General features: G+C 41.4%; 15 protein-coding genes and 4 tRNA genes. 13 read left to right on the forward strand and 6 right to left on the reverse strand.

Annotated features, from left to right (window positions below; genetic code table 11):
* Positions 1–5: 5 nt before the first annotated feature.
* The 4 genes from C9J41_RS02735 to C9J41_RS02750 form a co-directional block, all read right to left on the reverse strand.
* A tRNA-Tyr gene (locus tag C9J41_RS02735) sits at positions 6–90 on the reverse strand.
* 66 nt (positions 91–156) lie between these two features.
* A tRNA-Tyr gene (locus C9J41_RS02740) sits at positions 157–241 on the reverse strand.
* Between the two features lie 66 nt (positions 242–307).
* Positions 308–392 (reverse strand) — tRNA-Tyr (locus C9J41_RS02745).
* A 66-nt stretch (positions 393–458) separates the two neighbouring features.
* A tRNA-Tyr gene (locus C9J41_RS02750) sits at positions 459–543 on the reverse strand.
* Positions 544–723: 180 nt separating this feature from the next.
* Here C9J41_RS02750 and C9J41_RS02755 point away from each other — a divergent pair.
* The 5 genes from C9J41_RS02755 (at position 724) to C9J41_RS02775 (ending at position 7,463) form a co-directional block, all read left to right on the forward strand.
* A complete protein-coding gene (locus C9J41_RS02755) occupies positions 724–1,809 on the forward strand; it encodes an efflux RND transporter periplasmic adaptor subunit (RefSeq protein WP_107260054.1) in 1,086 nt (361 codons plus the stop codon).
* Positions 1,809–4,934 (forward strand): multidrug efflux RND transporter permease subunit, encoded by a 3,126-nt coding sequence (locus tag C9J41_RS02760; protein WP_107294178.1) that lies wholly within the window; start codon positions 1,809–1,811, stop codon positions 4,932–4,934. The genes C9J41_RS02755 and C9J41_RS02760 overlap by 1 nt, the downstream gene beginning before the upstream one ends.
* A gap of 224 nt (positions 4,935–5,158) precedes the next feature.
* Positions 5,159–6,232 carry a 23S rRNA pseudouridine(2604) synthase RluF gene (rluF, locus tag C9J41_RS02765; RefSeq protein WP_107206024.1) on the forward strand — a complete coding sequence of 358 codons (1,074 nt, stop codon included), beginning with the start codon at positions 5,159–5,161 and terminating at the stop codon, positions 6,230–6,232.
* A gap of 121 nt (positions 6,233–6,353) precedes the next feature.
* Positions 6,354–6,665 carry a PTS fructose transporter subunit IIB gene (locus C9J41_RS02770; protein WP_107206025.1) on the forward strand — a complete coding sequence of 104 codons (312 nt, stop codon included), beginning with the start codon at positions 6,354–6,356 and terminating at the stop codon, positions 6,663–6,665.
* A 117-nt stretch (positions 6,666–6,782) separates the two neighbouring features.
* Positions 6,783–7,463 (forward strand): PTS sugar transporter subunit IIA, encoded by a 681-nt coding sequence (locus C9J41_RS02775; protein ID WP_233217661.1) that lies wholly within the window; start codon positions 6,783–6,785, stop codon positions 7,461–7,463.
* On the opposite strand, the gene C9J41_RS02780 is transcribed toward C9J41_RS02775, so the two are convergent.
* The gene (locus tag C9J41_RS02780; RefSeq protein ID WP_107291051.1) at positions 7,460–8,302 is read right to left on the reverse strand and encodes a helix-turn-helix transcriptional regulator; all 843 of its coding nucleotides are present in this window, start codon (positions 8,300–8,302) and stop codon (positions 7,460–7,462) included. The two genes, C9J41_RS02775 and C9J41_RS02780, sit on opposite strands and share 4 nt — an antisense overlap.
* A 282-nt stretch (positions 8,303–8,584) precedes the next feature.
* On the opposite strand from C9J41_RS02780, the gene manA reads away from it, so the two are divergent.
* The 3 genes from manA (at position 8,585) to aroC (ending at position 13,364) form a co-directional block, all read left to right on the forward strand.
* Positions 8,585–9,784, forward strand: a complete 1,200-nt coding sequence (gene manA, locus C9J41_RS02785; RefSeq protein WP_107294179.1) for a mannose-6-phosphate isomerase, class I — start codon at positions 8,585–8,587, stop codon at positions 9,782–9,784.
* Positions 9,785–10,189: 405 nt separating this feature from the next.
* Positions 10,190–12,094: a fructose-specific PTS transporter subunit EIIC gene (locus C9J41_RS02790; RefSeq protein WP_107294180.1), complete on the forward strand. Its 1,905-nt coding sequence runs from the start codon at positions 10,190–10,192 to the stop codon at positions 12,092–12,094.
* 184 nt (positions 12,095–12,278) lie between these two features.
* Positions 12,279–13,364: a chorismate synthase gene (aroC, locus tag C9J41_RS02795; protein ID WP_107206030.1), complete on the forward strand. Its 1,086-nt coding sequence runs from the start codon at positions 12,279–12,281 to the stop codon at positions 13,362–13,364.
* A gap of 81 nt (positions 13,365–13,445) precedes the next feature.
* Here aroC and C9J41_RS02800 read toward each other — a convergent pair whose 3' ends face one another.
* A complete protein-coding gene (locus C9J41_RS02800) occupies positions 13,446–14,066 on the reverse strand; it encodes a trimeric intracellular cation channel family protein (RefSeq protein ID WP_107206460.1) in 621 nt (206 codons plus the stop codon).
* A gap of 315 nt (positions 14,067–14,381) precedes the next feature.
* On the opposite strand from C9J41_RS02800, the gene C9J41_RS02805 reads away from it, so the two are divergent.
* The 5 genes from C9J41_RS02805 to C9J41_RS02825 all read left to right on the forward strand — a co-directional run bounded on the left by C9J41_RS02805 (position 14,382) and on the right by C9J41_RS02825 (position 18,390).
* Positions 14,382–14,906, forward strand: a complete 525-nt coding sequence (locus C9J41_RS02805; RefSeq protein ID WP_107260062.1) for an elongation factor P hydroxylase — start codon at positions 14,382–14,384, stop codon at positions 14,904–14,906.
* A gap of 41 nt (positions 14,907–14,947) precedes the next feature.
* A complete protein-coding gene (locus tag C9J41_RS02810; protein ID WP_107206032.1) occupies positions 14,948–15,208 on the forward strand; it encodes a YfcL family protein in 261 nt (86 codons plus the stop codon).
* Positions 15,209–15,230: 22 nt separating this feature from the next.
* Entirely contained in the window at positions 15,231–16,289 is a 1,059-nt protein-coding gene (locus C9J41_RS02815) for an LPS O-antigen chain length determinant protein WzzB (protein ID WP_107294181.1), read from the forward strand.
* A gap of 109 nt (positions 16,290–16,398) precedes the next feature.
* The gene (locus C9J41_RS02820) at positions 16,399–16,839 is read left to right on the forward strand and encodes a phosphotyrosine protein phosphatase (protein ID WP_107245730.1); all 441 of its coding nucleotides are present in this window, start codon (positions 16,399–16,401) and stop codon (positions 16,837–16,839) included.
* 177 nt (positions 16,840–17,016) lie between these two features.
* Positions 17,017–18,390 (forward strand): MBL fold metallo-hydrolase, encoded by a 1,374-nt coding sequence (locus C9J41_RS02825; RefSeq protein WP_107294182.1) that lies wholly within the window; start codon positions 17,017–17,019, stop codon positions 18,388–18,390.
* The last annotated feature ends 17 nt before the right edge of the window (positions 18,391–18,407 follow it).

Raw genomic sequence — 18,407 nt, forward strand, 5'->3', positions numbered from 1 at the left:
TTAGATGGTGGTGGGGGAAGGATTCGAACCTTCGAAGGCAGTGCCGGCAGATTTACAATCTGCTCCCTTTGGCCACTCGGGAACCCCACCACGGGGTATTGCTATATTTGGCTTTCGCCAGAAAAGATGTCAGTGGCGACAGCTTTTCAAATTAGATGGTGGTGGGGGAAGGATTCGAACCTTCGAAGGCAGTGCCGGCAGATTTACAATCTGCTCCCTTTGGCCACTCGGGAACCCCACCACGGGGTATTGCTATATTTGGCTTTCGCCAGAAAAGACGTCAGTGGCGACAACTTTTCAAATTAGATGGTGGTGGGGGAAGGATTCGAACCTTCGAAGGCAGTGCCGGCAGATTTACAATCTGCTCCCTTTGGCCACTCGGGAACCCCACCACGGGGTGTTGCTATATTTGGCTTTCGCCAGAAAAGACGTCAGTGGCGACAGCTTTTCAAATTAGATGGTGGTGGGGGAAGGATTCGAACCTTCGAAGGCAGTGCCGGCAGATTTACAATCTGCTCCCTTTGGCCACTCGGGAACCCCACCACAAGTGCGGGGCGGATAATAGCAAACATTCGGATCCTGTAAAGACTTTTCTTTTAAATACTGAGTGTTTGCCTGAATTTTCATCAGATTACCAATTGTTGCTTATATTTACATTTCTTGACGTTGCTAAACCGTAGATTCAGATATGATTGCGGCAGGATTATTTATGGTGTGTTGATAATGAAAAAAATGGCCGTAGCAATATTAGTAACTGCAGTGTTATCTGGTGGTTACTTCTACTTTCAGGGAACCTCTCATGCTGCGCAAGAAAAGAAGGATGCGCGATCAAGCCGTGTTGTGAGTGTCACGACGGGAACGGTCTCTTCTATGCCTATCGCTCAATCACTTTCTTTAACTGGAAAGTTGCAAGCTGAGCACTCTGTAAATATTGCAGCAGAAACATCTGCACAGATTAAAAACATCGAGGTTAAACCAAATCAACGTGTTCAAAAAGGCACGCTATTAATTCAACTTAATGATGACAAAGCAAAAGCGGCTTTTGATGAAGCTCTAGCCTATTTCAATGACGAGCAACGTAAATTAAACGAATTTAAACGCTTAGTGAAACGTGGAGCTATCACTCAAACAGAAATTGATGCGCAGACGACCAGTGTCAATATCGCTCAAGCTCGTTTAAAAGCGGCGCGTGCTGAGCTTAATGATCATATGATCCGTGCGCCTTTTAATGGCACAGTTGGACTCTTTGATTTCAGCCAAGGTCATCGTGTTGCTGAAGGCGTGGAACTGTTGACGTTTGACGATCTTTCGACAATGCGATTAGACATTCCTGTTCCTGAACAATATCTCTCACACCTTATACCGGGAATGAAAGTTATCGCAACAAGCCAAGCATGGCCTGATCGTGTGTTTAATGGTGAAGTACAAGCGATTGATTCACGTGTTCAAACCGATTCTTTAAATATCAAAGTTCGAGTGGTATTTGATAACAAAGATAATTCACTTAAGCCTGGCATGCTGTTAGCTGCAGATATAGGTTTTGTCCCACAACCTAAAGCGGTAATTCCAGTTCAAGCGATTGAATACTCAGGAACTAAACGCTTTATCTACCTTGTTGACGATAAACAAAAAGTCCATCGAACTGAAGTGGAGCTTGGTGCCCGTATTGATAATACCGTGGTCGTTAATAAGGGGGTAGAGATTGGCGATCGTATTGTTGTTCAAGGATTAGTGAATATGCGAGATGGAATAAAAGTTTCGGATATAACAGCAACAAAGAATGATTCACAGCATGGAGCAAGTAGCTAATGTGGTTATCAGACATTTCGGTTAAACGCCCTGTTGTTGCCATTGTTTTAAGCTTATTGCTGTGTGTGTTTGGTGTGGTGTCTTTCTCTAAATTAGCCATAAGAGAAATGCCTGATGTAGAAAGCCCTGTTGTTACCGTGATGACTACATATGACGGCACATCAGCGACGGTAATGGAAAGCCAAGTTACTACTCCGATCGAAGATGAGTTGTCAGGTATTAGTGGCATTGACAACATCACCTCGATAACACGAAATGGCATGTCACGTATTTCGATTGAATTTTCGATGGATTGGGACCTTACCGAAGGTGTCAGTGATGTGCGTGATGCGGTTGCCCGTGCTCAACGACGTCTACCGGATGATGCGAGCGATCCTATTGTGTCGAAAGACAATGGTTCAGGTGAGCCTGCCGTTTATATCAATTTATCCTCATCAGAGATGGATCGTACGCAGTTAACGGATTACGCCCAGCGAGTATTGGAAGATCGTTTCAGCTTAATTAATGGGGTGAGTTCAGTCAGTTTAAGTGGTGGCCTGTATAAGGTGATGTACATAAAACTGAAACCTGAATTAATGGCAGGTCGCGGTGTTACCACCAAAGATATTATTGACGCGTTACGTGATGAAAACGTTGAATTACCTGGTGGTGAAGTACGTAATGACCAAACTGTGATGGCTGTGCGAACGGCCCGTTTATATCGCACGGCTAATGATTTTAAATACCTGACAGTTAGAACCACAGAAAATGGTACGCCGATTTACTTAAAAGATGTGGCTGATGTTGCGATTGGTGCAGAAAACGAAAATTCAACCTTTAAAAGCAACGGAGTCGTTAACTTAAGTTTGGGTATTGTCACTATGTCTGATGCTAACCCATTAGAAGTGGCAAAAGATGTTCGCGCAGAAGTCGCGCGAATGCAGAAGTTCTTACCTGAAGGGACAAGTTTAACGGTTGATTATGATGCGACGGTATTTATAGATCGCTCAATCAGTGAAGTGTACAGCACATTATTAGTCACGGGTGCTTTGGTTATTTTGGTGCTTTATGTCTTTATTGGACAAGCTCGCGCAACCTTAATTCCAGCGGTAACGGTGCCAGTATCGTTAATTTCAGCGTTTATTACCGCGTATTTCTTTGGCTTTTCAATCAACTTGCTGACCTTAATGGCATTAATTCTTGCTATTGGGTTGGTGGTCGATGATGCCATTGTGGTGGTTGAGAATATTTTCCATCACATGCAGCGCGGTGAATCACCATTGCTTGCCGCTTTTAAAGGTACCCGTGAAGTGGGGTTTGCGGTGATTGCGACCACAGCGGTACTGGTGATGGTGTTCTTACCGATTTCCTTTATGGAAGGCATGGTAGGGCGCTTATTTACTGAGTTCTCAGTATTGCTTGCGATGGCGGTCATCTTCTCTTCATTAATTGCGTTAACTTTAACGCCTGTAATGGGGAGTAAAATCTTAAAAGCCAATGTAAAACCAACTCGCTTTAACCTATGGGTGAATCGTCAGTTTGATAAGCTTGAAAATGTCTACCGCAAAGGTGTTACGTTTGCGGTTAAAAAACGCTTTATCGCACCGATTGTTGTATTAGCGTGTATTGGCGCAAGTGCCGCGTTGATGAAGGTGATCCCTGCTCAATTAGCGCCACAAGAAGATCGCGGTGTATTGTTTGCCTTTGTAAAAGGTGCAGAAGGTACCAGTTATAACCGTATGATCGGCAATATGGATGAAGTTGAAAGCCGTTTGCTGCCAATGTTGGGCAAAGGCGTATTGAAATCTGTCAGTATTCAATCACCCGCGTTTGGTGGTCGAGCAGGAGATCAAACAGGCTTTGTGATCATGCAGTTAGAAGATTGGCAAGATCGCAGTGTGTCGGCACAACAAGCATTAGGCATTGTGAGTAAAGCACTAACGGGAATTCCTGATGTGCGTGTTATTCCAATTATGCCAGGCTTTCGTGGTGGTTCTTCTGAGCCGGTTCAATTTGTGCTCGGTGGCTCTGATTATCAAGAGTTGTTTAAGTGGGCTTCGGAGCTAAAACACATTGCAGAAGACAGTCCAATGATGGAAGGGGTTGATTTAGATTATGCAGAAACGACGCCTGAGTTAATGGTTAATATTGATCGTCAGCGTGCGGCGGATTTAGGTATTCCGGTTTCAGATATTGCAGAAACACTGGAAGTGATGTTGGGCGGACGTAGTGAAACTACTTTTGTTGAGCGTGGTGAAGAATACGATGTTTACCTGCGTGGTGACGAGAATCGTTTTAATAGCTCTGCTGATCTTAGTCAGATTTATTTACGTGCGAAAAATGGTCAACTTGTCACGCTTGATACCGTTGCTTCGATTGATGAAGTCGCCTCAGCGCAGAAGCTTAGCCATAACCAGAAACAGAAATCGATCACGTTAACGGCGAATTTGTCTGAAGGTTACACCTTAGGGGAAGCGTTGGATTTCTTGGATCAACAAGCGATAGAGAAGTTGCCATCGGATATTACGATTAACTATGCGGGAGAGTCGAAAGACTTTAGAGACAATCAAAGCAGCATTGCCATTGTCTTTGGTTTAGCTTTGCTAGTGGCTTACTTAGTTCTTGCTGCGCAGTTTGAAAGCTTTGTAAACCCGCTGGTGGTGATGTTGACAGTTCCTATGGGGATCTTCGGTGGCTTAGCTGGGTTATGGTTAATGGGGCAAGGGCTCAATATCTACAGTCAAATTGGTATGATCATGCTTATTGGTATGGTAACTAAAAACGGTATTCTGATTGTAGAATTTGCTAACCAATTGCGTGATAAAGGTGTTGAGTTTGAACAAGCGATCATTGATGCGTCAGTACGTCGTCTGCGTCCAATATTGATGACTGCATTTACGACTTTATTTGGCGCAATTCCGCTGATTATCTCGACGGGAGCGGGGGCTGAAAGCCGTATCTCTGTGGGGACAGTGGTGTTCTTCGGTATGGCGTTCGCGACCTTAGTGACCTTGTTTGTTATTCCTGCAATGTACCGTTTAATGGCTGGTAAGACGAAATCACCGGGTTATGTCGAAAGCTTGTTAGAAAAAGAGCTGCAACATGATTACACAGGGCGTATTAGCCATGGTGATTTACCTAAATAGATGATCTATTTATAGAGAATGCTATTAAAGAGTTAGCTTAATAAGAGGCGATAAGGATAAACCTTGTCGCCTTTTTATTTACCTTTTTATCGGTGCAAGCTTACGGCGACTACCTCTTTAGTGAGCAATCAGTTAAACTTCTGCATAGATAACTATCGAGTAATTAAACTGCACGTTTGCAGTTTTTACCCTGATCGTCCTAAAGCCCTTTATAGAAGAAAACCATGTCACAGAATCCAACTGAACAGCAGAGCCCAAAAGGGGTTCGTCTTAATAAATTCATTAGTGATACAGGCTATTGCTCACGCCGTGAGGCGGACAAGCTGATTGATCAGGGACGCGTCACTATCAATGGTCAAAAACCAGAGATGGGCGTACGAGTAATGGATAACGATGATGTGCTTATTGATGATAAGCCACTTCGTAGCAAAGAGCGTCCAATTTATATCGCGCTAAATAAGCCAACTGGGATCACCTGTACCACCGAACGTCATATCGAAGGTAACATCGTTGATTTTATTGGTCACCGCAAGCGTATTTTCCCTATTGGTCGTTTAGATAAGCCATCAGATGGCTTGATCTTCTTAACGAATGATGGCGACATCGTTAATAAAATCCTACGTGCGGGTAACTCTCACGAAAAAGAATATGTAGTCCGTGTTGATAAAGTGATCACGCCAGAATTCTTAGAGAAAATGGCATCAGGTGTTGAGATCTTAGATACGGTAACCCTACCTTGTAAGGTAACGAAAGAAACGAATTTCTCTTTCCGTATTGTGCTAACTCAAGGTTTGAACCGTCAGATCCGTCGTATGTGTGAAGCGCTTGGTTATGAAGTCTATAAGCTTCGCCGAGTACGCATTATGAACATCACGATTGATGGATTACCTAATGGTAAGTGGCGTTACTTAACTGATGATGAAATCGGTGAAATTAACCGCTTAATTGCACAATCATCAGGTACTGAAGAAGCATCAAAAGTTGATGCTGAAGGTCGTAAAATTGCTAAAGCCACTGATGCGAAACTTTACGATCACCGCCAGCAAGAAGCGCGTAATGAAAAGCGTGCTCAAGAAAAAGCGTTTAAAACCTACAGTGGTACGGGGGAATTTACTCGTCGTCCTGGTGGTCAGCGTCAAAATCGCCGCAATGAAGAAGGTGGTGAAGCGCGCCAACAGCGTGGTCAGGGACGTAATGATAATCGTCGTCCAGCGCGTCCTTCAGATCGTGATTCAAAACCAAGTTTTGGTGGTAAAAGTACTGGCATCAAAAAGTGGAAATCTAAAAGAGAAGATTAATTCACTTAAATAGATAAATAATGCCCTTTAGTTTTCTATACGTTCTCTAGACAGAGTAGATAGTTTAAAGGGCGTTTTTATTTGTAGTCGTTACTCGCGATGATATTGATAAGGAAAGAGCATGAAAATTGTTGCTGTAACAGCTTGTCCTACGGGGATCGCCCATACTTACATGGCAGCAGATGCGCTAAATAAAATGGCTCATAAAATGGGAATTCAGATCCACGTTGAAACCCAAGGTGCGATGGGGATTGAAGATCAGTTAACACTGCAAGATATAGCTAAAGCAGATTTAACCTTGATTGCTTCAGATATTGAAGTAGAGCAGCGTAGCCGATTCACAGGCAGTAAAATCCATTGTGTTACTATTGAAGAGGTCTTGGTTGATCCAGAAGCTGTGCTAAAACGTTGCCAGCAATTAATTACCCAATAGCAGAGCATTACGATGTTGGAAAGGCGCCTTACGTTCTATTGTGGTCATAGTGGATTACCCCTTTATCAGTTAGACAAATTGAAAAAGCTCGCCAGCTATTTTACTGCCGATGTGCAGGTGTTTAACTTGCAATTGTTACGATCTGAATCGGTAACCAAGCCTCTGCGCGTTTCAACGCTTGCAAGTAAGCCTTATCAATTGTGTCAGCTCGTTATTACAGGCGTGGATGCTGAATTAGCCCTATTGGTGCTGACTGATATTATTCACGAATATGCTTGTCCGTTATTGTTGCCATCGAGCGATAGTAAGGGAAATGCTATTTTAAAACAGCGTATGACAATGCTGGATTTTCCTCTGTCTTTTATCACGCCAAAACAGATTCAAGCCGATAATAAAGCACAATTATTAGCAACGATGACGCGCTCGCTGGTGGATGAAAAAGTGATTAAAGTCGATGATTATCAAGAGGTGTTAGCTGCGATAGAAAAACGTGAGAGTATTTCTGCTACTGTAATGGGCAATAGTATTGCGATGCCCCATGTGATGATAGAACCTATTACTCAGCCTGCGATGGTGATTTCTTGTTGTCAGCAAATGAATTGGCACAGCGCACGAGGAGATGTAAGCAAGGTATTGATGATGGTATTACCTAAGCCCTTATCGCGTTCTGTACTCATGGCTTTTTCTCGGTTTTCAAAGCGACTACTACAAGATCGTTATGCAGATGCTTTACGCCAAGCTTCTGATAGTAATGTTATACAAGCGCTGATCATTGAGGCGATGCTAGCGTCTGATTAAAGGCTACGATATTCAGTTGGTGTACGGCCTGTTTTGTTTTTAAATACCCGACAGAAGTAATTCATATCTTGAAACCCGCATCGGGTTGCTACTTCCGCTAAACGAAAATTGTATTTCCTGAGCATAAATTTTGCGCGTTCTAACCGTACCCAGCAGATGTAATCTGCTAATCGCATATGTCCCTGTTGTCTGAATAAGCGCGAGAGGTGATTGGGGGTAATGTTAAAACGATGAGCAATAGATTCTCGGCTGATCGCGCGGTGAAAATTCTCTTGAATATAAATACAAATCCCTTGATAAAGATCTTCACAACGATTTTTTTTCACTCTATCTGGGGTATTGAGCATAGAGCGGCTATAGCTGAGGAGCGCTAACAATAGGTATTCATCCATTGGTTTTTTCGTTGGCTCTTTTGCCAGCATATTCAATGCCGATAAAATAGGATCAATAGCATGTCCTGTCGCGGCTTGGATTGAGTGTTTTTGCACATCAAAAAAGTGAGGATTGTCTTTGCTTTTGCTGACTAAACTGAAACCAATTTGTCTTTTACCAAACAGTAGGCTCAATACCGAGCATTCCGTATCCCAATTGGGTTTATTCCAACAGTTCGGTGGAATATACAGAGCATCACCCAGCATTAAGTTAATATCTCGAATGCCATACTCACCGTCTTCTAATTGATTCACATATTCGCCTTTAAGCACGAGTTCAAGACGAGGGAAATTCACTTGGTAACTAAATTGTGGCGGTGTGGTGTGATCATTAGCAAACCAAATATGGTTAAAGCTTTCTCGTTCTTCGAGAATAGAATCAATAAGATTAAGAAATACGGTATCCATAATTTGCGTTAAGTCGCCCAATGTTGTGAGGAATTGTGAGTTAGCAATAAATATTTATGGCTATTTTTGTTATAGTACAGAGCAATATTTCGTAAAACATAACTCACTTAATGGATTATATCGAATAAGGGCTTATGGTGATCTGATTGATGTACCACTTTTTGACTTATGTAACATTTAGCATTGCTTAAATGGCATTCCTCTTAGTTCTTTTCAGATTTGCTAAGTGGAATACGATTTTATCTTCATCGATGCACAACGATAATAAATTTAGGAATGAATATGGCTGGAATTCACTGTCCTGTGTTTTTTAAAATGAATAACGTGATTCAAGATTATGCATGGGGAAGTAAAACCTCGATTGAATCTTTGTTTGGTATCGCAAACCCTGAAGCGAAACCACAAGCAGAATTATGGATGGGCGCTCATGCGAATGGCTGCTCTGAAATTGAAATGCAGGGAAAAGCGGTAAAGCTGTCTGACTTTATTGCAACGGATCCGGATGCGATCATTGGTGTGCAAACCCAGCAACAATTTGGTGAGCTGCCGTATTTATTTAAAGTGTTAGCGGCAGAAAAAGCACTGTCTATTCAGGTTCACCCAAATAAGCAGCAAGCAGAAGTCGGCTTTGCGAAAGAAGAGCAAATGGGCATTGCGCGTAATGCGGCGAACCGTAATTACAAAGATCCAAACCACAAGCCAGAGTTAGTCTTTGCGTTAACGCCGTACCAAGCGATGAATGGTTTCCGCCAAATTGAAGATATTGCTGCGCAGTTCAATGCACTTGAAATTACGACTATTAGTGAGCTAGTCGCTGCATTTAATGTAAATCAAACGGAAGCGGGCTTACGTGATTTCTTTGCGGCAATGTTATCGCTAGAAGGTGAGCAAAAAGCTTCAGCGGTAAACGCATTATTGGCTTACAGTGAAGCACATAAAGATCAGCCATTGTTTGCTTTATTATCAGAGTTAGCTGAGCAATATCCTGGTGATATCGGTTTATTTGCACCGTTAATGTTAAATGTATTAACCCTTCAACCGGGTGAGGCGATGTTTTTGAGTGCCTGTACGCCACATGCCTACATTAAAGGTACGGGTTTAGAGATCATGGCGAACTCCGATAATGTATTGCGCGCTGGTTTAACGCCAAAATACATGGATGTACCTGAGCTAGTTGCAAACACCTATTTTACGCCAATGGCGTTTGATTCATTGCTATTAGCCCCAACACAAGCAGAAAATGGTTTACATTACGCTATCCCTGTTCCTGATTTTAAGTTCAGTGTTTACAAGCAAGTAGACAATATTCGTCTTACGGTGAATAGTGCTGAAATCGTTTTTGCTATTGATGCACCTGTAACATTGACTCATAGTAATGGTGATAGTGTTGAAATAGAGAAAGGTCAGTCAGTGTTTATTCCGGCTTATACTGAGCAGTATCAAGTCACTTGTGTTGGTACTTTTGCCCGCGCCTACAACTAAGCAGATCTAACGTCCTAGCACTTATTTAAAGCGACAGAATATTCTGTCGCTTTTTTTGTTTTTGATAGTGTGAAGTCTTTCACTAAAAGTAGGCTGAGATGGAATGTTGGATGTGTGTTATTTCTAGTTAATAAAAATTTATCGCTATAGTTTTTTGTATATATTTAAACTTTAATTTAACCTTAATTGATTGATAAAAAAAGATTTTAATCTTTACCCTATCAGTTTATTGATGTTTGAGTAAAATGTGTGATAGTTCACATCCTTGTTCTAAGGTTACATTTATCCAGTTAAAGCCTTTTCTATGCTCTATTTTGAAGCAGCCAAACACTAGACAATATTCCCATACTCAAATCCATCAAGCGTAGTGTGATGGGCGATAAAAATAATTCTTGGGGATAGAACATGATCACTTCCTTGATCAACGAAAGCTTAATTAACCTTAATCTTAAGGCGAAAACCAAAGATGACGTGTTTAATGAAATGGCTGAAATATTGGCAGCGCAAGGGCGCGTGGCTGATAAAACGCAATTCATTGCTGATGTAAAAGCACGTGAAGAATTAGGCAATACAGGATTTGAAGAAGGGATCGCTATCCCTCATGCGAAAAGTGCAGCCGTTGCACAGCCTGCGGTAGCGATTGGTGTTAGCCGTGCCGGTATTGAATACGGCGCAGAAGACGGCAAACCATCACAACTGTTTTTCATGATCGCATCACCTGATAACGGCGATAACCATCATATTGAAGTCTTAGCTGAACTTTCATCAAAGTTGATTGAAGATGGTTTTGTTGAGAAGTTCTTAGCCGCTAAGACTGAAAAAGAAGCCTTAGCCTTATTGCTTGAAGAAAAAGAGCAAGTCGTTACGCAAGCTCAAACGAAAGGTTTGATCATTGGTGTGACTGGCTGTCCTGCTGGAATTGCTCATACTTACCTTGCCGCTGAAGCATTAGAAAAAGCCGGTACTGAGCTTGGGTATGAAGTAAAAGTAGAAACTAATGGCTCAATTGGTGTCAAAAACTCCCCAACAGCTGAAGAAATTGCTCGTGCAGAAGCGATAGTGGTTAGCTGTGATAAGCAAGTCGATATGGCTCGCTTTGCTGGTAAAAAACTGATTAAAACTGGCGTAAAAGCGCCAATTAAAGATGCAAAAGGTCTTATTCAACAAGCATTAGTAGCGAAAGCTTATGAAGCTGATGGTGATGACACCTCTGATTCTAGCGAAAGCAAAGTCGCGCAAACCCGTTCGAACTTATATCGTTATTTGATGAACGGTGTATCGCACATGATCCCGTTTGTAGTTACCGGTGGTTTGTTAATCGCATTATCACTGGCCATTGGTGGTCAACCCACAGATGCCGGTATGCAGATCCCTGCGGGTAGTTTATGGCAAAAAGTGCTCGATGTTGGTGTTGTTGCGTTTACTTTAATGATCCCAATTCTTGCGGGTTACATTGCTTTTGCGATTGGTGATCGTCCTGCGTTAGCACCGGGTTTTATCGGTGGTTGGATTGCTAATAACGGTTCATTTTATGACGCAAGTGCGGGTACTGGCTTTATTGGTGCCATTGTTGCGGGCTTGCTGGTGGGTTACTTCGTTCGCTGGGTTGCAACACGTAATTACCATAAGATGGTGCAGCCATTAGTGCCGATTCTTATTGCGCCAATTACGGGTACCTTGTTTATCGCTAGCTTATTTATCTTCGTTATTGGTGCGCCAATCGCTGGATTAATGGATAGCATGAACAGCATGCTTACTGAAATGAGCACAGGTAACGTAGTATTACTCGGTATTGTACTGGGTGGTATGGCTGGCTTTGATATGGGTGGTCCCTTTAACAAAGTCGCGTTCTTGTTCTCTGTTGGTATGATTGCAAACGGCCATACACAGTTCATGGGTGCAATGGCATGTGCTATTCCAGTCGCTCCTTTAGGCATGGGCTTAGCAACAGTACTTGGTCGTAAGTTAAATATCTTTGAGCAATCAGAAGTTGAAGCCGGTAAAGCGGCAGGTGCAATGGGCTTAGTAGGTATCTCTGAAGGTGCAATTCCATTTGCAGCGCAAGATCCGCTGTCGGTGATTCCAGCAAACGTGTTAGGTAGTATGGTTGCTGCAGTGATGGCGTTCTCTTTCGGTATTACCAACAGCGTGGCACACGGTGGTCCAGTTGTTGCTCTACTGGGTGCGATGAACAAACCAGTTCTTGCCCTACTATGTATGGCATCAGGTATGGTCGTTACTGCTCTTGTTGCGGTAACACTTAAGAAAGTACGTAAAGCGAAGGCTGAACGAGCATTAGCAACAGCTTAACCTCTAATTTAAAGAGCTAAATAAAAGCGATAGGTGAAAGCCTGTCGCTTTTTTTGTTTTGGAAAGATGGCACTGGCGGCAATTTGTACACTTGTTCTTGCAATCTATCGGACAACTTTGCACTATGTCTGTATTAGTAAAAATTAAAAATGCATGTAAGCATAGAGATATCACAGAGGAAGTAATGGCAGGAAATACGATTGGACAACTATTTCGCGTCACCACATTTGGCGAAAGCCATGGCTTGGCGCTGGGCTGTATTATAGATGGCTGCCCACCGGGACTCGCATTAACTGAAGCTGATATGCAGCATGACTTGGATCGCCGTCGTCCGGGAACATCAAAATATACCACGCAACGTCGCGAACCGGATGAAGTGAAAATTCTATCTGGCGTATTTGAAGGTGTAACAACGGGCACATCTATCGGTCTATTGATTGAAAATACCGATCAACGCTCTAAAGATTACTCGAATATTCAAGACTTATTCCGTCCAGGACATGCCGATTACACTTACCATCAAAAATACGGGGTACGAGATTATCGTGGCGGTGGTCGCTCATCTGCTCGTGAAACGGCAATGCGTGTTGCTGCAGGTGCTGTGGCAAAGAAATACCTAAAGCAAGTACATGGCATTGAAGTACGCGCTTACCTATCACAAATGGGTGACGTAAAAATAGATAAAGTAGATTGGGAGCAAATCGAGCAAAACGCCTTTTTCTGCCCTGATATCGATAAAGTTGAAGCTTACGATGAATTGATCCGTAAGCTGAAAAAAGAAGGCGACTCAATCGGTGCGAAAATTACCGTGGTTGCGCAAAATGTCCCTGTTGGTTTAGGCGAACCCGTTTTTGATCGCTTGGATGCCGATATTGCGCACTCTTTAATGAGTATTAATGCGGTAAAAGGTGTGGAAATTGGTGATGGCTTTGATGTGGTTGAACAACGTGGAAGCGAACACCGTGATGCGATGACACCGGAAGGTTTTAAAACTAATCATGCTGGTGGCATTTTAGGGGGTATTTCATCTGGTCAAGATGTTGTGGCACATATTGCGCTTAAGCCAACATCAAGTATTACGGTTCCGGGTGAAACCATTACTAAGCAGGGTGAATCAGCGGAAGTTGTGACGAAAGGTCGCCACGATCCATGTGTTGGCATTCGTGCGGTACCTATTGCTGAAGCCATGTTAGCGATTACTTTAATGGATCATCTATTACGTCATCGTGGTCAAAACGCAGATGTTGCTACAGATACACCGAAGATTTAACCAAATAAACTAATTGATATATAAAAGCCACGCCTTGACATATTCAGCGTGGCTTTGCTTTATCTAATAATACGTTGAGCTTTAGTGGAAGGTTTCTTCTTTAAACTCAAACACAGGTAAGCTCCAGCTAAAATAGACAGCAGCCATGCGTAGACTAAAACCTGTAATTAAAGTAATGAGTGTGGTGATATCAGGATGGATACCTATATACGACATGGCGTAATACATAATACCTGCAATAAATGCGACCGATGCATAAAGCTCTTTATGTAGCACCATAGGTTTACGGCGAGTGATCATATCACGTAGCAGACCACCAAATACGCCTGTCACTACCGCCGCAACAACACAAATAATTGGAGAAAGCCCCATTGTCATTGCAACTTGGCATCCAATAATGCTAAACACGATTAAGCCGATAGCATCGAGCAAGATAAACACTTTATGAAAACGAACTACCCAACGGGCAAAATAGGTAGTTAAAATCCCTGCAACGCACGTGATCACTAAATATTGTGGGTGAGCTACCCAACCTAGTGGATAGTGACCGAGTAAAATATCTCGTACCGTGCCGCCACCAATTGCAGTAGCACTTGCAACCAGCATTACCCCAAACCAATCCATGTGGCGTTTACCTGCTGCTAATGCACCGGTCATTGCTTCTGCAGTAATGCCAATAATGTATAAAATTGAAAGCAGCATGATATTCATCGTCCAAAAAGAAATTGAACTGATTGTATTTGTGATAGTCATCTACTTCTAATGAAAAGAAAATGGTTATGCATGAATTTAATTCATCCTAAATTAATAGCTGAGTATTTAAGTTTGTTATGCTTTGAGTGGCGTATTCTTATTTTTATTAGAATAGTTGACTGAAAAGTAAGCAAAAATTGTCATCTCTTTATAAAATGACAATAACATGACGTTTGTCATAGTCTGTCACCTTAAGAATATTCGCACTTAGATTCACTGCATTGTATAATCGATAAGTTATGTATTTTAGAAGTTACCATTAGTATGAGACATGATTACAACGACTTAATCGTTATTTTCAATGGGTTATTTTTAGACAGTCTCAATACAGAGTTACTTCTAGGCGGTGAAGAGCCAATTTATCTGCCTGCTTCTAGTGAGCGACAGCATAATCAGATAATTTTTGCTCGTGGCTATTTTGCCTCGGCAATGCATGAGTTAGCACACTGGTGTATCGCAGGTGCTGAACGACGCAAATTAGAGGATTATGGTTATTGGTATGAACCTGATGGACGCTCTGAAGCTGTTCAAGCAGCATTCGAGAAAGTAGAGATTAAACCACAGGCCATAGAGTGGATTTTATCAGCAAGTTGCGGATTTAAATTCCAAGTAAGCTGTGACAACTTGAGTGGTGACTGTGAGCCTGATAGGGTAGCGTTCACGTTAAAAGTACGTGAACAAGTGCTAATCTATTTAGAGTGCGGAGTTCCAGAACGAGCAAAAATGCTATCTGATGCATTTCGAGTTTTTTATGGTATTAAACAGTTAACAGAACAGGATTTCACATAACACGTTCGATATAATGAAATGTGTTGTGTATAGGATAGGAAATGACAATTCAAGAATATGAAGAGAGGCTATTGCAGCTTATCGACGATGGGATAGACACTGCAACAGACGATGAGCTGTTTGCTGGTGGTTATTTGCGTGGGCATATTTCATTAGCGGCTGCTGATTGTGAATTAGAAAATGAATCACAACTGTCAGCAATGAAGGAAAAAGTAGAGCGAAGCATTGCTGATGCAAAAAGTGAGCTTTCTCCATCAGATTATGTTCTTGTGTGCCAAATGTGGCAAAAAGTTTCGGCTTAGTTTTTAGGTTTGTGGAAAAATAATGAGTGATATTCAAGCTGTAAATAACTCTCCAAGTGATGAGATTGATTTAGTTGAGTTAGTCAAAACAATTTGGCAAGGTAAAGTGACAATAGCTTTATGTACAATTGTGTTTACTATTTGTGCGATTGTTTATGCATTCACGGCTCAGCAGTGGTGGACATCGAAAGCTGTTATAACAGCAGGACAGTACCAAAATACCGCTAATATTCGGAGTCAAATAACAAACCTATATGCTGTCATTAATAACCCTTCAAAAATAAATGCAGTTTTGAGTAGTGGTGCTTTATTAAATGATTACATTACTGAGTTTAATGCTTTTGATAATAAAAAAGCATTTATTGAAAATAATGAGATCATGAAGCAATATGCTGATGAAGCAAAGCTTACTGATGAAAAAAAAGCACTGTTTATCACTCGTTGGGCAAAAAGAATTTCAGCATCACAACCAGATAAAAAAAATCAACCAGGCATTTATCAACTTAGCTTTGAAGCAACATCTTCAAAATTAGCACACGATCTTTTAGTTGCGTACTCAGACGCTATTTCAAATAAAGTTCGTAATGATTTAATTGATGAACTTGATGCTAAAATTTCATACCACCAACAAATTTTACAAGCTAACAAAATATCGTTAGAGGCAAATGCTAAGCAACAGCTAGCAAATGAATTAATCAAAACAAATTATGCTTTAGATATGGCTAAATCAGCTGATGTAACTAAACCATTAGCCGATATGAATAATGGTGAGTTATTCCAAATTGAGCTTGGAACAGAAGCTCTAGCTGAAAAAAGTAAGGTTCTTAAAAAAATTACAGATCTTAGTGTGTTCCAGCCTCAGCTTGGAATTATTCAAACTAAATTAGAGTTACTCTCTAAAATTAAAATGGATCATAATCTAGCCTTACAAAGTGTTCGCTATTTACAAAATACTGATTACCCAATCAGTCGTGATAAGCCAAAGCGTCCACTCATTGCTGTATTAGGTTTCTTACTTGGTATGATGCTCGGTGTTGCAATTGTTTTATTAAAGAGTGCGTTTAATAAAAACGTTAAATAAAATAATTTAACGTAGAAGAAAATTAGAAAATAAATGAAAGGCTAAGTACTATATTACTTGGCCTTTTTGTTTACTTTCGATTATTGAATATAATTAAACGGAGTTAACCATGTTCAACAAAATCCTCGCGGTATGTGTTGGCAATATTTGTCGCTCTCCTTCGGGTGAACGTCTTTTGCAGAAAAAGTTGCCAGCGAAACATATCGCCTCTGCGGGTATTGCAACTCAAAAAAGTGGGTTAATTGGCAAGAGTGCTGATGCGATGGCATGTGAGGTGATGGAGCAATATGATGTTGATTTGTCCCATCACCAAGCACAGCAACTAACGCCTGAACTATGTCATGAATATGATTTAATTCTAGTGATGGAAAAAGGCCATATTGAAGCTGTGACCAATATTGCGCCTGAAGCGCGAGGTAAAACCATGCTATTCGGGCAATGGATTGGTCAGCGTGATATTCCTGATCCATACCGTCAAAGTCGTGAAGCGTTTGAGCATTCATTAATGTTAGTTGAACAAGCCTCACAAGCGTGGGTGGCTAAACTTTAATCTTCCGTTTATAAATATGGTTTATTTATTGAGTCAGTAGTGCGTTATTTGCGTGTTACAAGATTGTTTTTCGTTGATTTCGTGAGCCTGATCCGATTCTAGTTGTTAATATTTCTATCATGGTAATGGCTCTGTCATTATCAAAAATTGGACGAAATATAAACACAAGGAATGTTCGTGGATATTATTCACCATGGAGCAAAAACTGGCGTAACAGGATCGTGCCATGAGTTAGTGATTGGTAATAGCAGCCTATTAATTGATTGTGGTCTGTTTCAGGGTGCTGAAAGTAAGAATAATAAGTTTGATATTGAATTCGATGTTAAACGTATTGAAGCGCTCTTGATCACTCATAGCCATATTGATCATATTGGTCGTATACCATGGTTACTTGCCGCTGGTTTTACCGGTCCAATTTATGCGACAGAAGCAACGGCAGCATTATTGCCATTAATGCTTGAAGATGGTTTAAAAATCCAATTAGGTTTTAACTCTCAGCAATGTCAGCAATTTACACAACTTATTCAGCAAAGAATACGTCCTGTTCCTTATGATTGTTGGGCGAAAGTCGTTTTATTAAATGGAGATAGTGTCTCTGTTCGCTTTCGTCAAGCCGGTCATATTCTAGGTTCTGCCTATATAGAAGTCGAGCTTCCAGAACAAAATACTGTAGTATTTAGTGGCGATCTCGGTCCTTGTAATACACCACTATTAACCGATCCTGTTTCTCCTGAAAAAGCCGATGTGCTTGTGATTGAAAGTACTTATGGTGACAAAGCCCTACATGATACCCAGCAACGTGAAGCTCATTTGCGGAAAATTATAGAACATTCATTACAAGATGGCGGAGCAATTTTAATTCCTGCTTTTAGTGTAGGTCGTACACAAGAGCTATTATTTGATATTGAGAATATATTAGCCGATGTGTTAACAGGTTCTAGTCATGATAATACCTATCGACGCTGGAAATCGTTACCCGTGATCTTAGATTCACCGTTAGCCTTGAAGGTGACGGAGCAATATCGCCATTTTCAAGAGTTATGGTCAAAAGAAGCAAAAGATCGACGTTATATGGGGCGTCACCCTCTTTCTTTTGAACAGTGTATTACGATAGAAACACATCAAGATCATATCGAGTTAGTTAATCGTTTAAAGTATTCAGGGGAGCCTGCGATTATCGTTGCCGCAAGTGGAATGTGTGCAGGCGGACGGATTGTTAATTACTTAGAAGCGTTATTGCCAGATTCCAGAACGGATGTCATTTTTGCTGGATATCAAGCAGAAGGAACACTGGGACGTGCGTTATGTGATGGCGATGAAGTGGTTGAAATACATAATAAAGTAATAGATGTTAAAGCCAATATTTATCAAATGTCAGGTTATTCGGCTCATGCTGCGCAAGATGATTTGGTCAAGTTTGTTGCTGGGATCAATGAGGGTCCCTCTGTGATCCGTGTTGTTCATGGTGATGTTGTTGCGCAAACACAACTGGCAAAATGTTTACAAGACTGTAAGCCCGAAGCCCATATCATTATTGCTGCTCATGAATAGCAATATAATTCAATAGT

Origin of the sequence: Photobacterium sp. GB-50 (genome assembly GCF_003026755.1) — a bacterium.
Taxonomy (GTDB): Bacteria; Pseudomonadota; Gammaproteobacteria; order Enterobacterales; family Vibrionaceae; genus Photobacterium.